General features: G+C 57.0%; 15 protein-coding genes and 1 riboswitch. Of the genes, 12 read left to right on the top strand and 3 right to left on the bottom strand.

Going from position 1 to position 15,913, the window contains the following annotated elements; genetic code table 11:
• The first annotated feature begins 72 nt into the window (after positions 1 to 72).
• Positions 73 to 786, top strand: coding sequence for a metal-dependent hydrolase (locus NST44_RS11215; protein ID WP_340899425.1), 714 nt, complete (start codon positions 73 to 75; stop codon positions 784 to 786).
• Positions 787 to 930: 144 nt separating this feature from the next.
• Here NST44_RS11215 and NST44_RS11220 read toward each other — a convergent pair whose 3' ends face one another.
• Positions 931 to 1,932 (bottom strand): lipoate--protein ligase, encoded by a 1,002-nt coding sequence (locus NST44_RS11220; RefSeq protein ID WP_144870359.1) that lies wholly within the window; start codon positions 1,930 to 1,932, stop codon positions 931 to 933.
• Positions 1,933 to 2,093: 161 nt separating this feature from the next.
• Between NST44_RS11220 and cobD the strand changes: the two genes are divergently transcribed.
• From cobD to NST44_RS11240, 4 genes are all read left to right on the top strand, one after another.
• Positions 2,094 to 3,218 (top strand): threonine-phosphate decarboxylase CobD, encoded by a 1,125-nt coding sequence (gene cobD, locus NST44_RS11225; protein ID WP_213613761.1) that lies wholly within the window; start codon positions 2,094 to 2,096, stop codon positions 3,216 to 3,218.
• Between the two features lie 300 nt (positions 3,219 to 3,518).
• Positions 3,519 to 4,256: an adenosylcobinamide amidohydrolase gene (locus NST44_RS11230; RefSeq protein WP_028403728.1), complete on the top strand. Its 738-nt coding sequence runs from the start codon at positions 3,519 to 3,521 to the stop codon at positions 4,254 to 4,256.
• A complete protein-coding gene (cbiB, locus tag NST44_RS11235) occupies positions 4,253 to 5,230 on the top strand; it encodes an adenosylcobinamide-phosphate synthase CbiB (protein ID WP_213613759.1) in 978 nt (325 codons plus the stop codon). Before NST44_RS11230 ends, cbiB begins: the two co-directional genes overlap by 4 nt.
• Positions 5,227 to 6,228: a histidine phosphatase family protein gene (locus NST44_RS11240; protein ID WP_210094446.1), complete on the top strand. Its 1,002-nt coding sequence runs from the start codon at positions 5,227 to 5,229 to the stop codon at positions 6,226 to 6,228. Before cbiB ends, NST44_RS11240 begins: the two co-directional genes overlap by 4 nt.
• Positions 6,229 to 6,281: 53 nt before the next feature.
• On the opposite strand, the gene NST44_RS11245 is transcribed toward NST44_RS11240, so the two are convergent.
• Complete coding sequence (locus tag NST44_RS11245) at positions 6,282 to 6,797, bottom strand: GNAT family N-acetyltransferase (protein ID WP_340899431.1); 516 nt, start codon at positions 6,795 to 6,797, stop codon at positions 6,282 to 6,284.
• 172 nt (positions 6,798 to 6,969) lie between these two features.
• Positions 6,970 to 7,181, top strand: a riboswitch (cobalamin riboswitch).
• Between the two features lie 416 nt (positions 7,182 to 7,597).
• Between NST44_RS11245 and NST44_RS11250 the strand changes: the two genes are divergently transcribed.
• The 7 genes from NST44_RS11250 to NST44_RS11280 all read left to right on the top strand — a co-directional run bounded on the left by NST44_RS11250 (position 7,598) and on the right by NST44_RS11280 (position 14,584).
• Positions 7,598 to 8,608: an ABC transporter substrate-binding protein gene (locus NST44_RS11250; RefSeq protein ID WP_007127204.1), complete on the top strand. Its 1,011-nt coding sequence runs from the start codon at positions 7,598 to 7,600 to the stop codon at positions 8,606 to 8,608.
• Positions 8,605 to 9,651 carry a FecCD family ABC transporter permease gene (locus NST44_RS11255; RefSeq protein WP_007127205.1) on the top strand — a complete coding sequence of 349 codons (1,047 nt, stop codon included), beginning with the start codon at positions 8,605 to 8,607 and terminating at the stop codon, positions 9,649 to 9,651. The genes NST44_RS11250 and NST44_RS11255 overlap by 4 nt, the downstream gene beginning before the upstream one ends.
• The gene (locus tag NST44_RS11260; RefSeq protein ID WP_340901431.1) at positions 9,651 to 10,436 is read left to right on the top strand and encodes an ABC transporter ATP-binding protein; all 786 of its coding nucleotides are present in this window, start codon (positions 9,651 to 9,653) and stop codon (positions 10,434 to 10,436) included. The genes NST44_RS11255 and NST44_RS11260 overlap by 1 nt, the downstream gene beginning before the upstream one ends.
• 86 nt (positions 10,437 to 10,522) lie before the next feature.
• On the top strand, positions 10,523 to 11,590 hold the full coding sequence (cobT, locus tag NST44_RS11265; protein ID WP_340899435.1) for a nicotinate-nucleotide--dimethylbenzimidazole phosphoribosyltransferase: 1,068 nt from the start codon (positions 10,523 to 10,525) through the stop codon (positions 11,588 to 11,590).
• The gene (cobU, locus tag NST44_RS11270) at positions 11,587 to 12,162 is read left to right on the top strand and encodes a bifunctional adenosylcobinamide kinase/adenosylcobinamide-phosphate guanylyltransferase (RefSeq protein ID WP_340899437.1); all 576 of its coding nucleotides are present in this window, start codon (positions 11,587 to 11,589) and stop codon (positions 12,160 to 12,162) included. Before cobT ends, cobU begins: the two co-directional genes overlap by 4 nt.
• Positions 12,159 to 12,983: an adenosylcobinamide-GDP ribazoletransferase gene (gene cobS, locus NST44_RS11275; RefSeq protein ID WP_340899439.1), complete on the top strand. Its 825-nt coding sequence runs from the start codon at positions 12,159 to 12,161 to the stop codon at positions 12,981 to 12,983. The genes cobU and cobS overlap by 4 nt, the downstream gene beginning before the upstream one ends.
• 209 nt (positions 12,984 to 13,192) lie before the next feature.
• Positions 13,193 to 14,584 carry an L-cystine transporter gene (locus NST44_RS11280; protein WP_007127210.1) on the top strand — a complete coding sequence of 464 codons (1,392 nt, stop codon included), beginning with the start codon at positions 13,193 to 13,195 and terminating at the stop codon, positions 14,582 to 14,584.
• A 189-nt stretch (positions 14,585 to 14,773) separates the two neighbouring features.
• Here NST44_RS11280 and NST44_RS11285 read toward each other — a convergent pair whose 3' ends face one another.
• On the bottom strand, positions 14,774 to 15,862 hold the full coding sequence (locus tag NST44_RS11285; RefSeq protein ID WP_007127211.1) for a M24 family metallopeptidase: 1,089 nt from the start codon (positions 15,860 to 15,862) through the stop codon (positions 14,774 to 14,776).
• Positions 15,863 to 15,913 lie beyond the last annotated feature (51 nt).

Consider the following 15,913-nt stretch of genomic DNA (forward strand, 5'->3'; position numbering starts at 1 on the left):
GTGAAGCGGGTATACAGCGCTATTATAGGACTCCAAGACACATGGAAGAGCTGAGAAAGGAAGAATTGCATCATGATGGGAAGAGCACATTTAATTATCAGCACAGGGGTCACGTTATCGGTTATGGGCATGAGCGGGGTTCAGGTGACGCTGCCCGCCGCCGCGGTGGCCTTAGTCAGCTCGCTGCTTCCCGATATTGACGAGCCGAATTCCCTGCTGGTTCGCAAGGCCATTCCTGCCGAAATACTGCGCCTGCTGCAGCTGGCCATGATCGGGGCGGCTCTATTCGTATTGTTCTATGGCCGCGACTATGCGCCCTGGAATTTCGCCTTGGCCGGACTAATCGGGGTTGTATCCTTTCTGCCAAGCAGGACGCTTCGGCATGTCGTCATGTTTCTGATCGGGCTTGGCCTTATCGCCTTCGGACAAGGCTTCAGTCAATGGAACCTGATTGCAGGCAGCGTACTGATCGTGGCCTCGCTTGTCACCCATCGCGGGTTCACGCACACGATTTACGCCGCTTGCGGCTGGTGCGCGCTCCTGTATTTTGCCTCACAGGGCAAGGAGGGAGCGGAAAGCCTGTGGTTTGCCGGGGGCTTGTCGTATTCCATCCATTTGCTCTCCGATGCCTTGACGAATCGAGGCATTCGGCCGCTGCCGCCGCTGAAATGGCGAATCAAGCTGAAGATCATGAGCACGGGGAGCCGCTGGGGCCGCACGGTGGAGAATATTTGCATTCTGCTGACGCTGGTGCTGTTGTGGTACGTGTTCATGGCATCGGGCTAATCCCGTTCGGAGGAAGCCTTAAGGAACAACCTCGGTCCGTTAGATGTATGCGGATAAAACGGACAAAGAGAAGACCCGCCCACAGCAGCGAGCGATTGCGCTTTCGCTGAAGGGCGGGTCTGTTTGTGCCGCTTGGGGAGGATGCTATTCCTCGAGGAAGATGAGTCCTACCAGATCGTCCATTTCGAGGTTGCCGAAATAGTGCTTGACGTCAACGCCGGACAAGGCGGCGCGAACGGTTTGCTCCTCGTATTTTTTGCCGCGGAGGAGGTTTTCGATATCGGCGACATCGCCTACACCGAAGAAATCCCCGTAAATTTTAATTTCTCCGATATGCCCCTCACGAATATCCATCCGGATATCGATAATGCCGACCGGAAATTTCTTGGCATGCTTCACGTTGCTCTCCGGCGACAGGCCGTAGTTCCAATCCCAATTCTGATAACGCTCTTTGGAGATTTGGTTGATGATCTCCCAATCCTTGTCCTGCAGCACATACTGCGGCACCTGGTCCGGCTCCATGCCAAAAATGGAACGCAGCAGCTCTGCGCGGAACTCCTCGATCGTCATGTCGGTGCCGAGCAGCTCTTTGATGTTGGCTACGCGGCTGCGCACCGATTTCGTGCTCTTGGATTTGAATTTTTCCGGATTAGCGTTCAAGGAGGCCTGTACATCATCCAGGTTCAAATCGAACATGAGCGTTCCGTGGCTGAACATGCGCCCGCGGGTGGAGAATTGGGCATTGCCCGATATTTTCTTCTCGCCGACCTGAAGGTCATTGCGGCCGCTTAATTCTGCAGGCACGCCCATTTTTCGCAAAAAGTCGATGACAGGCTGCGTGAACTTCAGGAAATTGTGGAAGGATTGACCGTCATCCTTCGTAATAAAGCTGAAATTGAGGTTGCCGAGGTCATGATACACCGCGCCTCCGCCGGACAGCCGGCGAACGACCTGGATGTTGTTGTTGCGGACGTACTCCTGATTGATTTCCTCAATCGTATTCTGATGCTTCCCGATAATGATGGAAGGCTTATTAATGTAAAAGAGAAGGTAGCTCTCGTCCATGGACAAGTGCTTCAAGGCGTATTCTTCAATCGCCAGATTGATGGCGGGATCGTGGATTCCCTGATTATCGATAAACAGCATAACATCCTCCGTCGTTACATGTATTTAGATTGGAATTGCTTCTTATTCACTTATTGTAAACCAATTGCAGTGCGAAAGACAAAGCATTCCGTATTGACGTTTGGGTGAAGGTACCCACATAATGATGGCATTGCGAGCAGCAAGTACAGGAGGCGTGAGAAATGACGGAAACCAAGCAGTCTTGGATCGAAGTATACGGTCACGGAGGCGATATCGAGACGGCCGCGGCAAGGTTTGGACAAAGGGCGGAGGCTATTCTCGACTACAGTGCCAACATTAATCCATTAGGCCCTCCGGTGGAAGTTATCGCAGCATTGCGGGATGGTCTGGGAGCGGTCATTCGTTACCCCGACCCGGGGCATCGCCGGTTCAAGGCGATGCTTGCCGAGCATGTGGGAGCCGGGACCGAAAATATCCTGGTCGGAAACGGTGCCGCGGAATGCATGGCCCTGCTCTTGCTGGCACTAAGGCCTGAGATTGTCGGCGTTGTCGATCCCTGTTTCTCGGAATACCGCGAATTGGCTCTTAAGTTCGGAGCGGATATACGCTCCGTAAGCGGCGAGAAGGAAGGGGCATGGCGCGCGTCCAGCCGGCGGATCATGGAGCTGTTGTCCGGCTGTGACCTGGTGTTCCTGGGTCAGCCGAACAACCCGAACGGCGTACAGTACAGCTTGGAAGACATCCGGGCAATCGCAGGGGAGGCGCAGCGGGTGGGTACGTGGCTCGTGCTGGATGAAGCGTTCATGGATTTCATTCCGCATGGAGAGAGGCAGACGCTGCTGCCGGAGCTGTCCTCTTATTCAAGGACCGTCATTATAAGATCGATGACCAAGTTCTATGCGATACCGGGACTGCGCCTCGGTTATGCGGTCGGCTATCCTGACGTCATCCAGTCCATGTCAGCCATGCAAGTGACATGGAGCGTCAACGGACTGGCCCTGTTGGCAGGGGAAGCCTGTCTAAGAAGCGGCAGCGAGTATGAGCGGCGAACCCTGGAGCTGATTCATGGCGAGCGTTTGAGGCTGACCGACGGGCTGCAGGCGCTCGGTGTGGACGTGACGCCAGGGGAAGTCAACTATTTGCTGGGAGAGCTGCCGACCGGTTGGACGGCAGCGGCATTTCAAACGGCAATGGGCAGGCGCGGTGTCCTGATTCGAAGCTGCGCCATGTATCCCGGACTAGGAGAACGCCATTTCCGTCTGGCTGTAAAGGATGGGGAATCCAACAGCAGGCTGCTGCAAACCGCTGCGGAAGTGCTCCAGGGCTCGTCTCGGCCGGAGGCGTAAATGGCGGCGCCCTACGTTCCACAGTGTCGAGGCAGCAAGCCTAAGCTTGCTTTACCTGAGGGACAATCGGGTTCGAAGAACAGATTTGTATCTCGAATTCACCAGTCTCCTTCGAATACTGCAGTGATGGCGAGGAACGAGCCAAGCGGGTGGGGAATATGGACAACCAGCCCTCCAAGCATGCCCTACCATGCATCGTGCACACAGGGAGAAGTATGAACGATCTTTAAACTCCCCGTCACTTCGCAGTGACTTTAACCGGGGAGCCATTTCAAATGTTTAGAGCAGGGAGAGAGAGACGTGGCAGTACCTTTTTTGCACATTACGGAGCCATGCAGTTATTCGTCCGCCGTATGGCCCGGCCTGATCGTTTCATCCGAGGGCTACCCGGAGCACCCGCATATCCGCATATCGCTCCCGCAGCCGGCGGATGCCTTGGGCAGCGCGGTGTATGGCGGAGGCTATGCAAGACTGAATCATATCGTTAACCGGTATGTGGACCGGCGCTACGATTGCAGTGATCCCGTGAAGGACATGCACAGCTTCATTCGCGGCTGCGGATACCCGGAGGATGCGACGGCCGGGTTATTAACCGCCGTCCGGCTGAAATATGCGTCAATCTGGGAGGAGGGCGGCTCCCAGGCTTCCATTCTGTGCTGCTCGACGGCCGGAACAGGCAATGCCGCGCGGGCAGGCATCAGCCGGACCACCTTCGCCGCCTATCAGCCTGGCACGATCAATATCATGCTGATGATCGACGGGCGGATGACGCCTGCCTGCATGGTGAACGCGATCCTGACCGCTACGGAAGCGAAAGCGGCAGCGCTCGGTGATTTGGGGATTGCAGATCACGAAACCGGGGCTGCTGCTACCGGGACGACGACCGATGCGATCGTGCTCGCCGTCAGCGGGAATGAAGCCTACGGGGTGGAACACCGCTATGCCGGCACCGCAACCGACCTCGGCGGCATGATTGGACGCCTTGTGTATAACAGCGTTACGGAAAGCGTTCGAACAGAAAGAGAAGAGCGGTTATGACAGCGGTCTGGATCCTATGGGCGGCCGTTGTGATCGATCTGCTGATCGGTGATCCCAGATGGCTTCCGCACCCCGTCATTGGCATAGGTAAAGCGATCCGTGCAGTGGAGAAGCGGATTCGCACCCGTACCCAATCGCCGGCAGGATTGAAGCGGGCCGGCATTCTGCTCCCGCTCATTGTTGCAGGCGGGGCGTATGCGATTACGCTGCTGCTCCTGCTGCTGTGTGCCTCTATTCATCCTTGGCTGGCCGCAGGCGCAGAGGCGGTGCTCATTGCGACAACCATTGCCGTAAAAGGACTGCGCGATGCCGGCCTTGAGGTGTACGGCCATCTTCGTGCCGGAGACCTTCCGGCTGCCCGCCGCTCGCTGGGCATGATCGTAGGAAGGGACACGGCCCATTTGGATGAGCCGGAAATCGTACGGGGTACGGTGGAGACGGTGGCGGAAAATATCGTCGATGCGGTCATCTCCCCGCTGCTGTATGCCCTCATCGGCGGGGCGCCCTTGGCGATGGCTTACCGGGCGGTGAACACGCTTGATTCGATGGTGGGGTACAAGAATGAGAAATACGAGCATCTTGGCTGGGCATCGGCCCGGCTGGATGATATCGCGAACTGGATTCCCGCCCGGCTGACGGCGGGGCTGGTGGCGATCTCGGCCGCGATGTTCTCCTTGCCTTGGCAGAAGTCCATCGCTACCGTCCGAAGAGATGCGAGGAAACACCCGAGCCCAAACAGCGGATTTCCGGAATCGGCGGTGGCCGGTGCGCTCGGCATTCGCCTTGGCGGGGAAAATTCTTATCAAGGGATCGTTTCGTTCCGGGCATATATGGGAGATCCGGAGCGGGCGCTGAATGCGGAGGACATCCGCATCACGACCCGGCTGCTCCTCGCGGCTTCGGTGATTTTTACCGTGATCGGCACCGCCGTATTGGCGATCGTTATCGCCGCAGGCGGGGGAGCATGGGTATGAGGGAGCCGAAGGATATCGTGAATGCAAACGATGAGGACGTAGGACTGGATGCGATACAAAGCAATAAGGCAATTGACGCAAACGCCGCATTGGAAGCGATCGATGGGGATCAGGCAAAAGCCTTGAACGAAGCGAACGACGTGAATGAGGCGATAGACGCGATTGATGCAAAAGACGCAAAAGACGCAAAAGACGCAAAAGACGCAAAGGACGCAAAGGATGCAAAGGACGTGAAAAATGCACATCCTGCACACTTTGCATACCATACGGAGGATAAGAGGGATATTCAACTACTTGAAAAAGATACGAGTCCGCTGCAGGTTGTCCTGCACCTGGTCCGGCACGGCGTTACGCGGTGGAATCAGGAGCGGCGATACCTTGGCCATGAGGATCAGGGCGTGATCTCCGCGGAGCTGGAACAGCTGGCCCCGCTGGCGCGGCGGCTCCAAGGCCTGCAATGGGCACGCGTATACTGCAGCGACCTGCTCAGATGCAAGCAGACCCTTCGCTATTTGCTGACTGGTGACGAGGTCCATAGCCCGGGTCTAATCGGGAATACGGAAGTTTTGCCAATTCCGGGAGCGGTGTATGACCGCAGGCTGCGCGAGCTTCATTTCGGGGAGTGGGAGGGGAAAACCTACGAGGATTTGAAGAATAACCCGTTATATCGCCGCTGGATTGAGAACCCTGCAGCTGTTACTCCGCCGGGCGGAGAGAGCTGGGAAGCCTTCGCGTCCCGGATTCAGCATTTTTTGGCGGGATTGCACCAAGATCTATGCCGCAGCTTTGAGAATGACGAGAACGGTGAAGCCAGGGGCCGGGATTCCAAAAGAATTCCCGACTTGCTGGTCGTCACGCATGGCGGCGTGATTCGCCAGATCGCGGCGGCTACGGTTCCGGATACCCCTTTTTGGAGCCTGCGCATCCTGCCGGGTGAGGAGCTGAGGCTGAAGCTGGCATGGAACGGACAGAGCTGGCAGGGTAAGATAATGGGCTGACAGCCCTGCCATACCAATGGGCAAGCAGCGTAGGCAATCCATAAGAGGACACATCAATGGAGCGCCAGATCGAGATGCAGTATATGCTGGATGCCCTGCACGCCCATGACCCGGTATCCCCTGTCACGAAAGCCGGCTTGAAGATAGACGTGACGGGCATGCTCATTGCGGGCGTTTACCGCCAGGGCAATCTCGTTCACTCCCGGCAGTCGCGAGCGAATAAATTCGGGCAGCAGGCGCATGGCAGCCTGGCCGTAGCCCCGCCCCTGCTCCTTGTGATCAACGGATAGGGCGCGAAGGAGCACGGCGCTTTGGTTCGGCGTATAACGGGCGATACGTTCCCCGCGATCCAGGACGAAGAAGGCGACGGGCTTATCCGCCGCGAGCAGAACGACCGGCAGCTTGTCCTCCGTGGGCGGATAACCGTGCTTCTTCATCGCATCGTCCGGAAGCAAAGTGAATCTTCGCTGGTGCTCCGGGAGGGAGAATTGACTCAGCGCGGGAAGATGCTCGGGTTCCAGAACGGTCAGACGAAGTCTCTCCGGCTTTTGGTTTGAAGGAATTTTCATCACGGATTCACTCCCCGTTTTCAAAAAGATGTGATTTCAGGCGAATAATGAACGATAACGAGAACTATCAGTACCATTATACTCGAAGAATGGGATAATCCTTTAGTTGTAAGGGCGGGGGTTATCCCCTATAATCGTGTTCAGAGAAATCCAGCTTGGCTATATAAGCATGATTCATATGATTTGCGAGGGTCCTGAACAGGCAGCCGGGTATTGACGGACTGCCATTCGGGTTAATAGGGAAGCCGGTGCAAATCCGGCACGGTCCCGCCACTGTGAAGCAGGAGACTCCTCCTTAATGCCACTGGGCGCTGATGCGCTTGGGAAGGCGGAGAAGTCGTTAGGCCTGTAAGTCAGGAGACCTGCCCTCGGCAATGAATGACGGTCCTTCGAGGAGAGGATTACGTTCACTTGGACCCGTTTTGATCGCGGGAGCGGCAGGAGCTGTGGAGGTACAGCTTTCCGGCAATAAGCCGCTTTGTTGATGATCAATGCTATATGTTCGCAGGTGTCCTGAAGCTGAAACGTAATCCCCGATTCCTTATTCGTCAAGGAATCGGGGATTTTTGCTGGAGAACGAGAAGGCAATGCCGGCCTCCTGTTTCCCGCTCCGGGGAAACACCGGTATTCCTCTTCCTAACGGATAGCAGGGGTACCCGGAGGTTTAGGTCCCGGCGGAACCAGCCGGCTCTCCTTATACATGCGAGGACAGTCGTTTTCATACCCGGTAAGGATCGGAATTGAAGTTGTGAAATATGCAGGCTAGGGTTCTCAATGATGACGTAGGGGGAAACAAGAAAATGAAAGCAATGTTGAAATCATGGTCCGTCTTGATCGTGGCGATGCTGATGGCGCTGTCGCTGATCGCCTGCGGAAACGCCGAGGATGCCGCGCCGAATAGTGCGCCTTCGGAAACGCCTGCCCAGCAGGAGAAGCCGGCTGAACAGCCTGCGGAGGAGCAGGGTGCGCTGAAGACGCAGTATCCGCTCACCGTTAAGGATGCGACCGGAACGGAGGTCACCTTCGAGAAGGCGCCGACCCGTATCGTATCCCTGGCTCCGTCCGAGACGGAAAAGCTGTTTGCCCTCGGGCTGGACGAGGAAATCGTAGGCGTGTCCGATCTGGATGATTATCCGGAAGCCGCGAAATCCAAGCCGAAAATGGGAGGCTTCCAGGTGAATGAAGAGGCTGTAATCGCAGCCGAGGCCGATGTCGTGTTCAGCGCGTCGATGAATGCGGAAAACGCGGAGAAGCTCCGCGGGATGGGCGTGAAATTGTTCGTTAACGATCCGTCCACGATTGAAGAAGTCATGTCTTCCATTACGCTGGTCGGACAAATTACCGACCGTCAGGAAGAAGCGCAGGCTGTGGTCGGGCAGATGCAGCAGGAGCTGGCAAGCGTTACGGAAGCGGTGAAATCCGTGAAGGAAGAGGACAAGAAGAAAGTGTACGTCGAGTTCTCGCCGGGCTGGACCGTCGGCAAAGGCGAGTTCATGGATGAGATGATCACGCTGGCCGGCGGCGTCAACGCAGCCGGGGATACAGAGGGCTGGTTCGAAATTAGCGAGGAGAACATTATTGCGGCGAATCCGGATGTCATTCTGTATTCGAGCAATGTTGTCGACGAAGCCACCAAGAAAACGCTGGACCAGATGATTAAAGAGCGCGACGGTTGGGATCAGATCGAAGCGATCAAGAACGACCGGGTCATTGCGATGGACGATAATCTGCTGAGCCGTCCGGGGCCGCGCGTCACGCAAGGTTTGATTGAAGTGGCCAAAGCCGTTTATCCGGAACTGATGACACCATGAGACAAAAACTGGCGGGTTACGGAACGGCCGGCATTGTCCTGCTGCTGTTGACTTTGATCGTCAGCCTCGGAATCGGCTCGGTCCACCTGCCTGTTAGCGAGATTGGAGCGATGCTGCTGCATCGGCTGCCTTGGCTCGGCGATGCGATCGTCCCCGGCTGGGAGGTATCCTCCGAGCAGATTTTAATGAAGGTGAGGCTCCCGCGCATTCTGCTGGGAATGCTGGTCGGCGCCTCGCTTGCGGTGGCAGGAGCGGCGTTTCAAGGCGTGCTGCGCAATCCGCTGGCTGATCCTTTTACGCTGGGCGTGTCTTCCGGAGCAGCGCTTGGAGCGGCGTCCCTCATTTTTTTCGGGATGGAGTATTCCTTTGCCGGAGGCTACACGCTGCCGCTGGTTGCCTTTCTGACCGGAGCGGGTACGCTGTGGGTCGTTCTGCTGCTGGCACGGGATCAGGGGAAGCTGCCGGTGCACGGACTCATTTTATCCGGGGTCGTAATGCAATCCTTTCTCGGCGCCGTCGTTTCCTTCTTAACGGTGATGTCCAAAGACACGGTGAACCAGATCCTGTTCTGGACGATGGGAAGCTTGAGCATGCGCGGATGGTCCTACGTGGCCATCCTTTTCCCGTATTTTGGGGTAGGGCTTATTTATTTGTGGAGCCGCTCGCGGGCTTTGAATCTGCTGTCGCTCGGCGAAAGGCAGGCTGCCCATACGGGACTGAACGTGGATCGGCTGAAGACCAGCGTTCTGGTCGTAGCTACGCTTCTTGCAGCCGCGGCCGTATCGGTCTCGGGCGTGATCGGATTTGTGGGACTGGTCGTGCCGCATATGATCCGGCTCATGACGGGCTCGGATTATCGTGTCATTATTCCGATATCCGCGCTGGGAGGCGCTATATTCATGGTGTGGTGCGATACGGCGGCACGATCCGTGCTCGCTCCGACTGAAATTCCGCTCGGGGTGGTCACTGCGTTTATTGGCGCTCCATTCTTTGCGTACTTGCTCTACCGGAACAAGAAGCGGCGCAGGGAGGGATTCTCATGATGATCGTTGCCCAAGGGCTGTCGAAGGCCTATGGCCGCACGCAGGTATTGTCGGAGGTCGAGCTTCGGGTCCGAAAAGGCGAATGGTGGGGCATCATCGGGCCGAACGGCAGCGGCAAGTCTACGCTAATGCAGCTGCTGTCCGGTGTGGAGCGGCCTTCCAAGGGAAGTGTTCGGCTTTTGGACCGCGATATCGGAAGCTATAGCCGCAAGGCGCTCGCCCGAATTATTGCCGTGCTCCAGCAGGAGGGACTGGACCCGACTGATTTTACAGTACGGGAAGTGCTCGAGATGGGGCGTTATCCATTCCTGAACTGGCTTGGTCGGGAGGAGCAGGATGCGGCACCCCTGATTGACAGCATCATGGAGAAGCTGGAGCTTCGCGATATTCAGGAGCGGCGTCTTACGGAGCTGAGCGGCGGCCAGCGGCAGCGGGTTGCGCTCGGCAAGGTGATGGTGCAGGAGCCGTCGCTCTTGATGCTGGATGAACCGACGACCTACCTCGATATTCATTACCAGCTTCAATTCATGGAGATGGTGGATGCTTGGAGACAGACGTCGAAAATTACCGTAATCAGCGTCCTGCACGATTTGAATCTGGCCGCGCAGTTTTGCGATAAGCTGCTCGTGCTTCATGAGGGGCGCGTTGCAGGAATGGGGTCACCGGAGGAAGTGCTGACCGAGGCGTATATCAGCCGGATATTCCGGGTCATGCCTTCCGTCGTCAAGCACCCCGAGAACGGCGCGCCGCAGGTGCTGCTCACCGCGAACCGGTCGAGAAAATAAGGACCGGCAAGCCTTGTCCTTGCCCGGAGCGCACGGATTCGGATAAAGTAAAAGCAAGCGAGATAAGTAAAAAGGAGGCTTCGTGCATGAAGGAGCTCATGGACCGATTGACGCGATCGGTTGGAACAATCACCGCGCCCGATGCCCGGGCGCAGGCGGAAGCCGCCGCCTATTTGGACAAGCTGACGAAACCTCCCGGGAGCCTTGGCAAGCTGGAATCGCTGGCGATTCAGCTCGCGGGAATTACGGGGACGATCAAGCCCTCATTCGAGAAAAAGGCCGTCGTGGTCATGGCCGGCGACCATGGGGTGTGCGAGGAGGGCGTCAGCGCCTTCCCGTCGGAAGTAACGCCCCAGATGGTCATGAATTTCCTGAACGGCGGCGCTGCCGTCAATGTATTGGCCCGTCAAGCGGGCGCGGACGTGCTGTGCGTGGATATCGGCGTTGCGGCGGACCTGTCCCATGAACGTCTCCTTTCCCGTAAAATTAATAAAGGAACGAAAAATATTGCAAAAGGGCCTGCGATGACGAGGGCGGAGGCGGAGCAGGCGATTCTGACCGGCGCCGAGGTAGCCGCCGAGCTCTACTCCCATGGAACCCGGGTGTTCGTGACCGGGGAAATGGGGATCGGCAACACGACGCCGAGCGCCGCCGTCTTCGCGATTCTGTCCGGCAAGCCTCCGGCTGAGGTCGTGGGGCGGGGAACCGGCGTTAGCGACGAGCGGCTGATGCATAAGATCCGCGTTGTCGAGCAGGCCATTACGGTCAATGGCCCCCTGGCTGAAGATCCGGTGGATGTGCTGGCCAAGGTCGGCGGGTATGAGATCGGCGGTCTGGCCGGACTCATTCTCGGCGCGGCGGCCAAGGGTTGCCCTGTCGTTATCGACGGCTTCATATCCAGTGCAGCCGCTCTGATCGCTGCGGCGATTTGCCCCGAATCGCGTTCCTATATGATCGCTTCCCATAATTCGAAGGAGCGTGGACATGCCCTGCTGCTGCAAGTGCTGGAACTGTCTCCGATGCTGCATATGGACATGCGTCTTGGCGAAGGAACCGGGGGCGTGTTATGCCTTCATATGATAGAAGCCGCCTGCCGGATTATGAGCGAGATGGCAACCTTCGAAAGCGCGGGAATAAGCGGAGGCGAATTATGAACCCATTAAGCTCGCTCGTAACGGGAGGCGCCCGGAGCGGCAAGAGCTCGTTCGCCGAGAAGCTCTGCATGAAACGGTCGTCCTCGGGCCTTTATATTGCGACGGCTCAGGCGTATGACGATGAAATGAAGGAACGGATTCGGATTCATCAGGACAGGCGCAGCGATGCGGATTATCGCTGGGAGACGGTCGAAGAGCCCGTCGCCTTGCCGGAGCTGCTCGAAACGCTCGGCCAATCGGCATCGGATGCGCCAGCGGTCGTCGTGGATTGCCTGACGCTGTGGCTAACGAACGTGCTGCTTCAGGTCGAGCCGGAAGGAGCTGCGGCTATGGAGGAACGGCTGCAGCTGGATATCGGCAGGCTGGCCCGAGCCGTTCAGACGTATCCCGGAACGGTGATTCTGGTAACGAACGAAGTGGGATCGGGGATCGTCCCCGAGTACCCGCTCGGCCGAATATTCCGCGATTGGGCTGGGATGATGAACCAGCGGCTGGCACGGGTCTGCCATGAAGTATTTCTCGTAACCGCGGGGATTCCGATGGAAATCAAGAGCAGGGAGTATCGAATATGAACAGGATGATGGAAGCGGCTGCGGCCGCTTTTCAATTTTTATCAAGGTTTCCGATCCGGCGGGAGATTCCCTTTACCCCGGAGGTTCAGCAGCGAAGCGTTGTCTTTTATCCGCTGGTAGGGGGCGTGATCGGCCTGACAGTGGCACTGCTGGGGTGGGGATTAAGCTTAGCTCTCCCGGTCTTTCCGGCATCGGTTATCACATTGACCGTCTGGGTGGGGCTGACGGGCGGTCTTCATCTGGACGGATGGATGGACAGCGCGGACGCCCTCCTTAGCCATCGGTCGCGGGAGCGGATGCTCGAGATTATGAAAGACAGCCGGGTTGGGGCAATGGGGGTTATCGCCTGCACGCTGCTTCTGCTGCTGAAGGCTTCGCTGATTCAATCGATTTTTGAGCTGTCGGGCGGGGACTTGAAGCAGGAAGCTCTTCTGCTTGTGCTCGCACCCGTCTGGAGCCGTTGGTTTATGGTGCACGCAATGTACCGCTGGCCTGTAGCAAGAGGCAGCGAAGGGCTGGCTGCATTGTTCAGCGGATTATCCAGCCTGCGGAGGCTGCAGGCCGGCTTGATGGCGGTTCTGGTCACGCTCGGGGTCATCGTCATGCTGGGGCTGGTCACGGATTCAACACATCTTTGGATCACCGGATTAGCGGCACTCGTTCTTGCGCCGTTCCTTACCTGGTTGATTGGAGCGGCCGTGGCAGGACGTATGAGCCGGCGCCTCGGCGGCCTCACGGGAGACACCTACGGCGCATTGAATGAACTGCTTGAAGCAGCCGTTCTGTTATTTGTGGTTCTGCTCCTCCAGCATTGGGGATAGGATAGAAGTAAATGAATTTATCTTGGTAATCCGATCTGTATAATCGAATTGATCGGATGCCGGGAGCACCAATTTCCGATAAGAATCGGGAAGAACGGGTAATGTAATGTTTAGAGTGGGCGGTGAGTTGGAAATGAATACATACTAGCGCACTTATCCCCACAAGGATGGTACAACTTAATCCGAAATGAGAATGGAGGAAGCAAAGGATGGAAACGCTTTGGGTCGTTATCAATGTCCTTGTTTTGATTCTGCTGGTCGGTATTTTGTACTGGATGCAGAAAAAGCATTACTCGTTTACCAAGCGTGTCTTCGCGGGCTTGGGTCTGGGCGTTCTGTTCGGCGTCGTTCTGCAGCTCGTTTACACTTCTGACTCCGATATCGTGGCCGATTCAGCGGATTGGTTCAATTTGGTCGGCTACGGCTACGTCCGGCTGCTGCAGATGATGGTCATTCCGCTGATCATGGTATCGATCATCTCGGCTATCACCAAGCTGAAGGGCGGGCGCAATCTCGGGAAAATGAGCGGGCTCATCATCGCCGTGCTAATGCTGACGACCGCGGTGGCCGCGACCGTCGGGATCACGACCGCGCTGTCCTTTGATCTGTCTGCGGTCAACATTCAGGGCGGAGCGGCAGAGGAGGAGCAGGGCGCACTGCTGCAGGAGCGGCTTGGAGACATCGAGGATCGTACACTGCCGCAGCAGATCCTTGATTTCATACCGAGCAATCCGTTTGAGGATATGACGGGCGCGAGAAGAACGTCCACGATCGCGGTCGTTATTTTCTCGGCCTTCATCGGGATTGCCGTGCTTGGCCTGGACCGGAAAAATAAAGAGCAGGCCGATACGTTCCGCGGCATCATCTCCTCGGTCTATGGGGTTGTCATGCGCATCGTGACGCTTGTGCTTCGCCTGACGCCTTACGGCATTCTCGCGTTGATGGCCAAGACCATCGCGACGACGAATCTGCAGGTTATTTTGAACCTGATTGATTTTGTCTTGGCTTCCTACGTGGCGTTGATTGTCATGTTTATTGTCCATCTTGTGCTGCTCGCCTTGTTCGGCTTCAATCCGTTTACGTATGTGAAAAAGGTCTTCCCGACGCTGACGTTTGCGTTCACCTCGCGCTCCAGCGCGGCGACCATCCCGCTTAACGTCCAGACGCAGAGCAAGAAGCTCGGCGTATCGGAGGGGATCGCGAATCTGTCCGCATCGCTTGGCGCCACGATCGGGCAGAACGGCTGCGCCGGCATTTATCCTGCCATGCTGGCCGTTATGATCGCACCGACCGCCGGCGTTGATCCGACCTCATGGTCCTTCATCCTGACCTTGATCGTCGTCGTCATGATCAGCTCATTCGGTGTCGCCGGCGTCGGGGGCGGGGCTACGTTCGCATCGCTTATCGTTCTCTCCACGATGAACCTGCCGGTAGCGCTGGCGGGACTGCTGATTTCTGTCGAGCCGCTGATCGATATGGGCCGGACGGCGCTGAACGTCAATGATTCCATGACGGCAGGCGTCATTACGGGGAAAGTGATGAATGAAGTGGATAAGGATGTATATAACGATAAAAACATTCAACTAGATATGGTCCAGTAGTAAACGCTCAGGGATTCAACAGCCATCCTGGGATGTCTCGGACCGTGCATCGTGCATAGCGGGAAAAGCAGAGCAGTATCCAAAGTAAAAAAAGGCCATCCGGCAAGGCGAAGATAACGCCTTGCGGATGGCCTTTTTGTCGTATGAAGGGCTATTCGTTCAATAGCTTAGCTAAGGAGCGGACCTGGATTACCCGATGACGGTCAGCTCCTTCGGAAATGTGGTTAGCACCAGGGCGCCGGTCTCGGTAACAAGGACATCGTCCTCGATGCGTACGCCGCCGACATGCTGTACATATACGCCGGGCTCGATGGTAAACACAGCGCCGGCCTGCAGCACATCCTCGTTCAGCCCATGCACGGACGGGTATTCATGGACATCCATCCCGAGGCCGTGACCAAGGCGATGAACGAAGGCGGGGCCGTAACCCGCATGCTCAATGACGGTTCTTGCCGCCCGGTCGATCGATCCGTATGTAACACCGGGTTTCACCGCCTGAATCGCGGCTTGATTCGCGGCCAGAACGGTATCGTAGATGCGAACGGCATCCGGCTTCAAGTCGCCGACAGCAAAGGTGCGGGTAATATCCGAGGCATAGCCGCCCGCATATACGCCCAGGTCGAACATAAGCAGATCTCCCGCTTCGATCCGTCTGCCCCCCGGCACGCCGTGAGGAAGCGCCGTGTTTGGCCCGGACAGCACCATCGTCGCGAACGAAGGGGCATCCGCTCCGAGCTTCTTCATCAAATATTCCAGCTCGGCCACAAGCTCCAGCTCGCTAACGCCGATGCTTGCCTTTTTCAAGCCTTGCCGCAGCACCTCTTCCACCAGCTTGACGGCATGCTTGATCAGCGATACCTCCTCCGGCGATTTCCGCACCCGCAGCTCGCGAAGAACGGGACCGGCATCCTTGAAGGCAGAGGCGTCCACATGCTGCTGCAGCTGCTCGAAGCGGGAGACGGTCAATTGCTCCTTCTCCACAGCCACCGTGCCGGCAGAGCCGCGAAGGGAGCGCTGAAGCACAGCATACGGATTATCGGTATCCTGATGCGTCACGATGTTCTTGACGGACGATGCCGCCTCGGCAGCGGCGGCATCCAGGGCGGGTACGATCAGGACCGGCTCGCTCCCTGAGGAGAGGAGCAGGCCGAGAAAACGCTCATGGGGATCGCTGGCAAATCCGGTCAAGTAATAGACATGCTTGGGATCCGTGATCAGCGCATGATCCCAGCCGTGCGAATTCATGGATTGGAGCAGCGTGTTTAAACGTTCATTCATCAGGGTTCATTCCTTTCATGGTAACAACGGTCGTATAGCTACTAATGTAAG

Origin of the sequence: Paenibacillus sp. FSL W8-0919 (genome assembly GCF_038003785.1) — a bacterium.
GTDB lineage: Bacteria > Bacillota > Bacilli > Paenibacillales > Paenibacillaceae > Paenibacillus_AQ > Paenibacillus_AQ lactis.

Coding starts and splice junctions, on each gene's coding strand:
- NST44_RS11260 (WP_340901431.1), top strand. CDS start 9,651: ATGATCGTTGCCCAAGGGCTGTCGAAGGCCTATGGCCGCACGCAGGTA.
- NST44_RS11240 (WP_210094446.1), top strand. CDS start 5,227: ATGAGGGAGCCGAAGGATATCGTGAATGCAAACGATGAGGACGTAGGA.
- NST44_RS11280 (WP_007127210.1), top strand. CDS start 13,193: ATGGAAACGCTTTGGGTCGTTATCAATGTCCTTGTTTTGATTCTGCTG.
- NST44_RS11285 (WP_007127211.1), bottom strand. CDS start 15,862: ATGAATGAACGTTTAAACACGCTGCTCCAATCCATGAATTCGCACGGC.
- cobU (WP_340899437.1), top strand. CDS start 11,587: ATGAACCCATTAAGCTCGCTCGTAACGGGAGGCGCCCGGAGCGGCAAG.
- cobS (WP_340899439.1), top strand. CDS start 12,159: ATGAACAGGATGATGGAAGCGGCTGCGGCCGCTTTTCAATTTTTATCA.
- NST44_RS11215 (WP_340899425.1), top strand. CDS start 73: ATGATGGGAAGAGCACATTTAATTATCAGCACAGGGGTCACGTTATCG.
- NST44_RS11250 (WP_007127204.1), top strand. CDS start 7,598: ATGAAAGCAATGTTGAAATCATGGTCCGTCTTGATCGTGGCGATGCTG.
- cobT (WP_340899435.1), top strand. CDS start 10,523: ATGAAGGAGCTCATGGACCGATTGACGCGATCGGTTGGAACAATCACC.
- NST44_RS11255 (WP_007127205.1), top strand. CDS start 8,605: ATGAGACAAAAACTGGCGGGTTACGGAACGGCCGGCATTGTCCTGCTG.
- cobD (WP_213613761.1), top strand. CDS start 2,094: ATGACGGAAACCAAGCAGTCTTGGATCGAAGTATACGGTCACGGAGGC.
- NST44_RS11220 (WP_144870359.1), bottom strand. CDS start 1,932: ATGCTGTTTATCGATAATCAGGGAATCCACGATCCCGCCATCAATCTG.
- cbiB (WP_213613759.1), top strand. CDS start 4,253: ATGACAGCGGTCTGGATCCTATGGGCGGCCGTTGTGATCGATCTGCTG.
- NST44_RS11245 (WP_340899431.1), bottom strand. CDS start 6,797: ATGAAAATTCCTTCAAACCAAAAGCCGGAGAGACTTCGTCTGACCGTT.